Consider the following 8,974-nt stretch of genomic DNA (forward strand, 5'->3'; position numbering starts at 1 on the left):
ATCTACTAGGTTTCCTAGCGCGGATTCTAGGACCACGGCAACGCTGAGAGCGAACAGGCAGCCTAAGGCTGTAGGCTGATCCTCCGTGAAAACTCCGCAGAACCCCCGAGCCCGCCGCCTGTCCACTCTCACGTGGGGAGCCATTCCGGTGGTGCTGACGGGAGCCCTGCTTAGCATCGACCACATTCCCGGCACCGATATCACCTTGTCCGTTCCCTACGCCGCCGAAGGCCCAGGGCCTACCGTGGATACCTTGGGCGAGGTGGAAGGTGAGCCGGTGGTCAACGTCGAAGCCCCAGAGACGTTCCAGCCGAAGGGGCATCTCAACATGACGACGGTTTCTGTTCGCACCAACATGACGCTGGCCCAAGCCCTGGGGCTGTGGCTGTTTACGGATGACACCATCGTCCCCATCGAAAACATCATCCCGCAGGGCAAGACAGATAAGGAGGTTCAGGAGGCCAATCAGCAGGCCTTTACCCAGTCCGAGTCAGCGGCCACGGTCGCCGCCATGGACTATCTGGACAAGCCCGTGCGGATTGAGGTCGCACAAGTCCTCGACGACGGCCCGGCAGCAGGCGCGCTTGACGACGCCGACATCATCACCACCGTCAACGGTGACAAGGTCACGGAGCCTGGCCAAGTGCAAGAGAAGATTCGTGCTCTTCAGCCTGGCGATGAGGTGGAGCTAGGCATCGTTCGCAAGGGCGAGGAAAAAACAGTCCGCGTGACTCTTGGCTCCCACCCAGAGCAGGGGGACGTAGCCTTGCTGGGCATCCTCATGGCCTCTGTTCCCACTGAGGACATCACCGTGGATTACAACCTGCAGGACATCGGCGGTCCCTCGGCCGGCATGATGTTTACCTTGGCGGTGATTGACAAGCTTTCTAGCGAGGACCTCACCGGCGGGCGCTTCGTTGCCGGCACCGGCACTATTGGTGAGGACGGTGAGGTCGGCCCCATCGGTGGCATTGTGCATAAGGTAAGCGCAGCGAAGGAGGCAGGCGCCGAGCTTTTCCTCGCACCAGCCGACAACTGCGCAGAGGCGGTTAGCCGCGAAACGGGCGACATGGTGGTGGCCAAAGTTCACACGCTGGACGACGCCATCGACGCCATGCACAACTTCGCCGAGGGAAGTCCCGTCGAGACCTGTAAGCGCTAGCCCTTAGACCAGGCCCAGCTCCTTAAGGCGCTCTTCCGGATCGTCCTGGTCCGTGGAGATCATCTGCTGCATGATAAGGCCCTCATCGTTATCAACCACGGTGAGGATGGCCGTGTTGCCCAGCATGGACCAGCCCACGACGCGGCTACCGCTGTCCTCGAGGACGCGGGAGCTGCGCAGCTCGGTGAGCACCTGGGTGGTCTGGGAAGCCTTGGTCTTCGACTTGAAGAACTGGAACTGGCCTACCTCCGATCCGGAGCAGTTGAAAGAATCCGTCACGCCATTGGGATCGCAGCGGTCGAATTGTGCGAAGATCTCTTCCGGCACGAGGCCACCGAAGATCTCATAAGCCTGCTCCACGGATTCATTGAAGTCTCCGCTGGGCTCAGCGGACTCGCTGGCGTCTTTGTCTTTGTCCTTCCGAGCAACGGAGCTTCCTGCTGTCGCGGATTCATCCTCGGCCTCCGAGCTGTCAGCAGACTCGGACGTGGCGGGAGTAGTCGTCTCGGATTCCTCGGCGGAGGTGGCCGGGGCCGGCGCGCTGGTCTTCTCCGCGGCGGTGGTTGCTTCGCTCGCAGGTGCCGGCTCAGGGGAGGGCACATCGTCCTTCCCACATGCGGTGAGCAGGCAGCCGGTGGCAAGCACGGCCGAAGCTGCGGCGGTGAGGCGGGGTGTCAAGCGCACGAGAGACTCCTCTATCAATTGCGTGCCCAGCCCCGAGAGCTGAGCGCTAATGGCCACTGCATTCTGAGTTTAGTCGATTAGAGTATTTCCTCCGGATCCTGCTCCAACCCGTAGCGCAAGGCAGCGATGACCCCCGGTGCCACATTCGGACCACCGCGCAGCTGAATATCATCTTCCGCGAAGGGGCCGGCCTCCGCGAGCTCCTCCTCGGTCGGGCGCAGCTGCAGCAGGGTGAGCTCGGCGCCGTTCTCGTCGAACTCCGCGGTTCCGTCCGCGGAGCTACCGTCCATGGCGGTAGCGCGCAAGACCCCGGAGAAGAGGCGGGCGGGGCGGGCGTCGGCAAGCGCGGCGTCCGAGGTGTCCTTGAACGTGATCTCCTGTGCCAGGATGACCCCGGCGATCTCCTGTGGCCAGGCCAGGCGGGAGACGTAGTCCGCGAGGTGCTCGGAACCCGGCTCGATGCCTTCCGGCAACTCTTGCACCACGAGCGTGAGGGGAGAGGAGTCGTCGACGTCACCGAGCTGTGCGGCCACCAGCTCAGTGGGGACGAGAGCAAAAAGTGTAGGAGGCGCATCCCAGCCCTCGGCGTGGATGAAGTCCACGGCTTCGCGCATGGCCTTGTTGAGCGCGCGGTGTACAGCGGGCTGGGAGGAAGGTTGGGAACTCATAAGCGTCCTTGTTCGTTGACGGTCATAGTGCTTCTCTAGACTAGAAGCTTGATACCTCTATATTCGCACGACACTTGATTGGAGCTGGAGTTGGCTTCCGGACTCAACCGACCCACCGCCCCGATGAAACGTCCACCCAAATTTCTCTCGTGGGTTGTCGCCATCATCGCGGTCCTCTTGTTCATCGGCCCCATGCTCGTGGGCTTTTATACAGATTGGAAGTGGTTCGGCGCGATTGAGTACCGCGGGGTCTTCACCAAGACCCTAGTGACGCGCATCGTGCTTTTCTTCCTCTTCGGCCTCGTAGCGGCAGCCATCACCTACGTGGCAGGCCTCGTGGTCTGGCGGGGACGCGGTGACTCGATGGATATGGCGGATTTCAATTCCCCGGTCTACCAGTACCGCAAATCCATTGAGAGCACGATGAACGTGTTCTTGAAGGTCATCCCGGTGCTCGTCGGTGTCGTCTCGGGCCTGCTGGGACAAGCTAACTGGCGGACCGTCATGCTCTTCCTCAACTCCCACGATTTTGGGGTAAAGGATCCGCAGTTCAACCACGACCTCGGCTTCTACGCCTTCAGCCTGCCAGTGTGGACGATGCTGGTCAGTGCCTTCTCCATGCTGCTGGCAGTGTGCTTCCTCATTGCTTTGGTGGGGCATTACATTCTCGGCGGTATCCGCCTGGGCAACCGCGCCGCTGGCGTGCGTGGTTCGCTATCGAAAGCCGCACGCACCCAGCTGGCCGTGACCGCCGGCCTGTGGATGTTGCTGCAGGTGGCTGGTTACTGGTTGGGCCGCTACCAGCTGCTCTACACCGAGCACTCGCTGTTTACGGGTGGTTCCTACACCGACATCAACGCCTACCTGCCGGCCAAGATCATCCTCATGATCATTGGCGTCTTCGTGGCCGTGGCAATCTTCTCTGCGGTGGTCATCAAGGACCTGCGTATCCCTGGCCTGGCCGTGGTGCTCATGGTTTTGTCCTCGTTGGTCATCGGCCAGGGCTGGCCGCTCATTATGGAGCGCTTCTCCGTTAACCCGAACCGTCAGGCCAAAGAGGCGGAGTCCATCTCACGCAACATCGAGTCCACCCGCTTTGCCTACGGCCTCACCGATGACAAGGTGACCTATGAGGAGAATTGGGGCGCGGAGGACGTCGCCGATGACAAGGTTGCCTCCGATGACTCCACCATTTCCAACCTGCGCCTGCTGGACCCGGATATCTTGGCGCCGACGTTTACTCAGATGCAGCAGCTGAAGAACTTCTACGGTTTCCCAGAGACGCTGGCGATGGACCGCTATGAAATCGACGGCGAGCTGCGTGACTTCGTGGTTGCGGCCCGTGAGCTGGATCCGAATGAGCTGCAGGAAAACCAGCAGAACTGGATTAACCGCCACACCGTGTACACCCACGGCAACGGTTTCATCGCGGCGCAGGCCAACACGGTCGATGAGGTGGCTCGTGACGCCGGTTCCGCCCGTGGTGGTTTCCCCATCTTTACTGTGGCCGACCTGCAGACCCAGGCAGGCGAGGACGCTGAAGGTGAGGGCGAGACCCAGAGCGCTGAGGAGTCGCTCGGCATCAAGGTGGACCAGCCGCGCATTTACTACGGCCCGGTGATCGCCAGCGCCCAAGACGGCATGGACTACGCCATCGTGGGCCAGACGGGCGACGCCGCCGTGGAGTACGACACCGATACCGCCACCTACACCTACGACGGCAAGGGTGGCGTGGACATCGGCAACATTGTCGACCGCACTGCTTTTGCCCTCAAGTACCAGGAACTGAACTTCCTGCTCTCGGACCGCGTGGGCTCGGAATCCAAGCTGCTCTATGACCGCGATCCGCGCGAGCGCGTAGAGAAGGTCGCCCCGTGGCTGACTACGGATTCCTCCACCTACCCGGCGGTCATTGACGGCCGCATCAAGTGGATCGTTGACGGCTACACCACCCTGGATTCCTTGCCGTACACGCAGCGCACCTCCCTGACAGAGACCACCCAGGATGCACAGAACCCGACGGGTACGACGCAGCGTTTGGTCAACGATCGGGTGGGCTACATCCGTAACTCGGTCAAGGCGACTGTCGACGCCTACGATGGCACCGTCGATCTCTACGAGTTCGACACCGAAGACCCCGTGCTCAAGGCATGGGAGGGTGTCTTCCCGGGCGTCGTCAAGCCCGAGTCGGAGATCTCCGACGAGCTGCGTCAGCACATGCGTTACCCGGAGGACATGTTCAAGGTGCAGCGCAACCTGCTGGCCAAGTACCACGTGGATGACCCGGGCGTCTTCTTCAACAACGACGCCTTCTGGTCCGTGCCGGAAGACCCGACCGCAGGCGAGGCTCAGGGCCTGAACCAGCCGCCGTACTATGTGCTGGCTTCCGACCCGGAGACTAACAAGCCGAGCTTCCAGCTCATCACCTCCTACCGCGGTCTGAACCGCCAGTTCCTCTCCGCACACATGGCGGTGTCCTCGGACCCGGACACCTACGGTGACATCACCGTGCGCGTGCTGCCGACGAACACCCAGACCCAGGGCCCGAAGCAGGCCCAGGATGCCATGATGTCTTCCGACCAGGTGGCGCGTGACCGTACCCTGTGGGAAGGCTCGAATGATCTGAAGAACGGTAACCTGTTGGCCCTGCCGGTGGGTGGGGGAGAGATCCTCTACTTGGAGCCGATTTACTCGCAGCGTAAGGGCCAGGAGTCTGCGTTCCCGAAGCTGCTTCGCGTGCTCGTTTCCTACAAGGGCCGCGTGGGCTATGCGCCGACGATTGGTGAGGCCCTGGAGCAGGTGGGCATCGACCCGAAGGCCGCCCAGGACATCACCGAGATTGAGGGTGACTCCGGCACGAAGGCGGAGAAGGGCGAGCAACCTGCCGATGACGATAAGAAGGACGAAGAAAAGGACGCCGAGTCTTCCGCGCCGGCATCCGCGCCGAAGGCCTCCGACGAGGGCGAGGCTATCGACGCCATCAACAAGGCTCTCGATGGCGTGGACAAGGCCAAGAACGGCTCCTTCGAGGAGTACGGCAAGGCTCTGGACGAGCTGGATAAGGCAGTGGAGGACTACCGCTCCCTGCAGTCTCAGTAATTCCGGACTGGCGCCGGTGCAAAAGCCCGGCGCCCGACCGTGAAATGGCGCCTGCCCAGGGGATTTGGGTAGGCGCCAAGGTGTCTGTATAGTTACATCCGTCGCCGGCACACAGGGGATTAACCGCAGTGTGCTGAAGCGCTTGATGTATGGAAGTGCATCTCGACGCGGGGTGGAGCAGCTCGGTAGCTCGCTGGGCTCATAACCCAGAGGTCGTCGGTTCGAATCCGGCCCCCGCTACCAACTTCCAGGCCCCTACCAGTGGAAACGCTGGTAGGGGCTTTAGTTATTTCTCTTAAGGAGCACGTCCTGGGACTCAAATCGGGACTTCAGCGATGGCATTTTGTCACTTAAGCCGGTTTGGAAGTGATGCTGCCCGACACGCGGCACAGGGTCTTCGGTGTGGGTGAAAAGCCACCAGTCCATGGTGATGCGCTGATGCTCATCGAACATGCTGCGATGATTGCCCGCTAAGTCTTTGAGTTGTTTGTTGATGCCGCCTTCCAGCAGGTTCGTGGTGGCTTTTGAATCCTGGGTGACACCTTCAGGCGGGGTAAGAAAGGCAAATAGTTGTTCTGCGTGGATGAGTTTTTCTAACCGTTTTAGAGCCCTGCGGGCGTTGCGGTGGGATTTAATCTGCAATCACTGCAGGTAAGTAAAGAAACAATTCTTATAGGCTCAGTTTTGGTTGCGAGTGCTGTGGTGGCAACTGTCAGTCCAGAGGCCAAGAAGCTTTTGGCTCAAAATGCACCAAAGGTATTATCCTCAACCGCCAAAATGTTACTTCCAGGTAAGAAATAGTCCCTATTTATAGATAGCTCCTGGCGGTTAATCCTGTCATCCTGGCTCTCGTCGAGCTGCAACTCTCGCATAGCGTGGTTGCTAAGGAGGTGTGCCCAATTGGATTACAAGTACCTACACACTTGATCGGTGCTGCACGTTTCAGGGTCCGGGTGTGCGGCGTCCTGTCTGAGGTCCGCGATAGTGTCGCGCAGCACGGAGAGCTGCGCGATCTGCTGCTCGATCTCAGCGAGGCGCACGTCAAGCAGGTCGCGCACGTGTTCGCAGGGCGCCTGGCCGCCGTCGCGGATGTCGAGGATCTGGCGGATCTGGGCGAGGGTCAGCCCGGCGGCCTGGCCTCGGTGGATGAACCCGACCCGCCCCACGGCATCCTCGGCGTAGTCCCGATAGCCGGAGGCCAATCGCTCGGCCGGAGGGAGCAGCCCCGACTCCTCGTAGAACCGCAGGGTCTTGGTCGTGGTTCCGGTTGCTTCCGCAAGCTGTCCGATCCTCATGTTCGCCGATTCCCCTTCCAATGGCCACCACACTTGACCTTCCATTGTACTGGAAGGTTCACAATGGTTCCATAGGAACTTTTGAACCACAGGGAAGAGACATCTGGAATGACAAACGAAAAGTTCGATCTGGCGATTATTGGTTCCGGCGGCGGAGCGTTTGCGGCCGCGATCCGGGCCACCGGACTGGGCAAGCGCGTCGTGATGGTGGAGCGCGGCACCGTGGGCGGGACATGCGTGAACACGGGCTGCGTCCCGTCGAAGGCGCTCCTGGCTGCCGCGGAGGCCCGCCACGTGGCGTTGGATTCGGCCCGCTTCCCTGGGGTGGCGGCCTCGGCGGGCCCGGTGGACATGCCGGCCCTGATTCAGGGCAAGGCCGCGCTGGTTGAAAGTATGCGCACGGAGAAGTACGTCGATCTGGCCGCGGACTACGGGTGGACGATGATCTCGGGAGACGCGTCGTTCACCGGAACCCAGGACGCACCGCTGCTCCGGGTGATCTCCCCGGATGGTGCAGTGAGAACGATCGAGGCCGGGCACTACCTCGTGGCCACTGGCTCCGCACCCTACGTGCCCCCCGTTCCCGGACTGGCCGAGGCCGGGTACCTGACCTCGACGACGGCGATGGAACTGGACGAGGTGCCCGAATCAATGCTGATCCTGGGCGGAGGCTATGTTGCCCTGGAGATGGCACAGCTTTTCTCCCGGCTGGGCTCCCGGGTGACCATGCTGGTCCGTTCCCGGTTGGCCTCGCAGGAGGAACCGGAGGCATCCAAGGCGTTGGCGGGGGTGTTCGCCGACGAGGGGATCCGGGTGGTCCGGCGGGCCATGGCCGACTCCGTGGCCTCCGGCCCGGACGGGGTCTCGGTGACGGCAAACGTGGCCGGGGGCGAGGAGGTGTTCCGCGCTTCCCGCATCCTCGTGGCACTGGGCCGCCGCCCGGTGACCGAGGGACTGGACCTTGACGCCGTCGGGGTGAAGACCGGCGCATCCGGCGAGATCGTGGTCGATTCCCGCCTGGCCACGTCCAACCCGCGGGTTTGGGCCGCCGGGGACGCGACCGGCCATCGGGAGTTCGTTTACGTCGCAGCGGCCCACGGCGCCCTGGCCGTGGACAATGCGTTCACCGATGCCCTGGCCGAGGTCGACTACCGGCACCTGCCCCGGGTCACCTTCACCAGTCCCGCCATCGGGGCGGTCGGGATGACGGAAAAGGAAGCTGTCGCCGCCGGGATCAGCTGCGAGTGCCGGGTCCTCCCCCTGGAGTACGTGCCGCGAGCCGTGGTCAACCGCGACACCCGCGGCTTCATCAAGGTTGTCGCGGACCGCGACACCGGACTGATCCTGGGCCTCTCCGCGGTGGCCAAGGACGCCGGGGAAATCGCCGCCGCCGGCGTCTACACCCTCGAAGCGGGCATGACCACCGCGCAGGTCGCCGCCGCCTGGAGCCCCTACCTGACGATGGCCGAGGGCATCAGGATCGCCGCCAAGGCCTTCACCACCGACGTCTCCAAGCTCTCCTGCTGCGCCTGAGCTGCAGCCCCCACTACCGAAGCAAAGGAATGCCATGACCGCCACCGACCAGGCCCTCACCTATCTGTTGTCCCCCGCGCGCTCCGGAATAGACCCGGAATTGTTCGTGCCGTTGCTGCGGCTCCTGGCCGAGGGCGAGCCCGTCACGGTCGCCGAACTGGCCACCGCCAGTGGCCGGAGCGAAGACACGGTCCGGCAGGGACTGGCCGCCGTCCCGGACACCGAGTACGACGACGAGGGCCGCATCATCGGCCTGGCCCTGACGATGCGGCCCACCCCGCATCGCTTCACCCTGGCCGGGGAACAGCTCTACACCTGGTGCGCCCTGGACACCCTCTTCTTCCCGGCCCTGATCGGGAAGGCCGCAACCATTAAGTCGACCTCCCCGGGTAGCGGGACCCTCGTCCGGGTGATGACGGGCGCGGACGGCACGGTGACCTCCTCGCCGCGGCCGCCACGCGGGGTGCTGTTGCAAAGTTGGGCGGAGAGCCGAGACGACCCAGTTTCTCATTTCCTGATGGCCGCTGCGTGCC

Annotated in this window: 7 protein-coding genes, 1 tRNA gene and 1 pseudogene; 5 read left to right on the forward strand and 4 right to left on the reverse strand. The window is 62.6% G+C overall.

Annotation, left to right across the window (positions count from 1 at the left end; genetic code table 11):
* The first annotated feature begins 85 nt into the window (after window positions 1-85).
* Window positions 86-1,162 carry a PDZ domain-containing protein gene (locus tag QKE52_RS09725; protein WP_347948688.1) on the forward strand — a complete coding sequence of 359 codons (1,077 nt, stop codon included), beginning with the start codon at window positions 86-88 and terminating at the stop codon, window positions 1,160-1,162.
* Window positions 1,163-1,165: 3 nt separating this feature from the next.
* On the opposite strand, the gene QKE52_RS09730 is transcribed toward QKE52_RS09725, so the two are convergent.
* Together QKE52_RS09730 and QKE52_RS09735 are read right to left on the reverse strand one after the other, a co-directional pair.
* Window positions 1,166-1,846 carry a beta-N-acetylglucosaminidase gene (locus tag QKE52_RS09730; RefSeq protein WP_347948689.1) on the reverse strand — a complete coding sequence of 227 codons (681 nt, stop codon included), beginning with the start codon at window positions 1,844-1,846 and terminating at the stop codon, window positions 1,166-1,168.
* Window positions 1,847-1,923: 77 nt separating this feature from the next.
* A complete protein-coding gene (locus QKE52_RS09735) occupies window positions 1,924-2,514 on the reverse strand; it encodes a PPA1309 family protein (RefSeq protein WP_158397666.1) in 591 nt (196 codons plus the stop codon).
* 123 nt (window positions 2,515-2,637) lie between these two features.
* Here QKE52_RS09735 and QKE52_RS09740 point away from each other — a divergent pair, with 123 nt between their 5' ends.
* A complete protein-coding gene (locus tag QKE52_RS09740) occupies window positions 2,638-5,613 on the forward strand; it encodes a UPF0182 family protein (protein WP_347948690.1) in 2,976 nt (991 codons plus the stop codon).
* Window positions 5,614-5,779: 166 nt separating this feature from the next.
* Window positions 5,780-5,856, forward strand: a tRNA-Met gene (locus QKE52_RS09745).
* A gap of 144 nt (window positions 5,857-6,000) precedes the next feature.
* On the opposite strand, the pseudogene QKE52_RS09750 reads toward QKE52_RS09745, so the two are convergent.
* Window positions 6,001-6,243 (reverse strand): annotated as a pseudogene (locus QKE52_RS09750) (IS256 family transposase); the annotation flags it as partial.
* Window positions 6,244-6,518: 275 nt separating this feature from the next.
* Complete coding sequence (locus QKE52_RS09755) at window positions 6,519-6,908, reverse strand: heavy metal-responsive transcriptional regulator (RefSeq protein WP_004601215.1); 390 nt, start codon at window positions 6,906-6,908, stop codon at window positions 6,519-6,521.
* Between the two features lie 108 nt (window positions 6,909-7,016).
* Between QKE52_RS09755 and merA the strand changes: the two genes are divergently transcribed.
* Both merA and merB read left to right on the forward strand, forming a co-directional pair.
* Entirely contained in the window at window positions 7,017-8,441 is a 1,425-nt protein-coding gene (merA, locus tag QKE52_RS09760) for a mercury(II) reductase (protein WP_347948691.1), read from the forward strand.
* A 34-nt stretch (window positions 8,442-8,475) separates the two neighbouring features.
* Window positions 8,476-8,974 (forward strand): organomercurial lyase (gene merB, locus QKE52_RS09765; protein ID WP_347948692.1); only part of this gene is annotated, 499 nt, incomplete at its 3' end.

The sequence above is a fragment of the Corynebacterium sp. c25Ua_47 genome (genome assembly GCF_039907205.1).
GTDB lineage: Bacteria > Actinomycetota > Actinomycetes > Mycobacteriales > Mycobacteriaceae > Corynebacterium > Corynebacterium hiratae.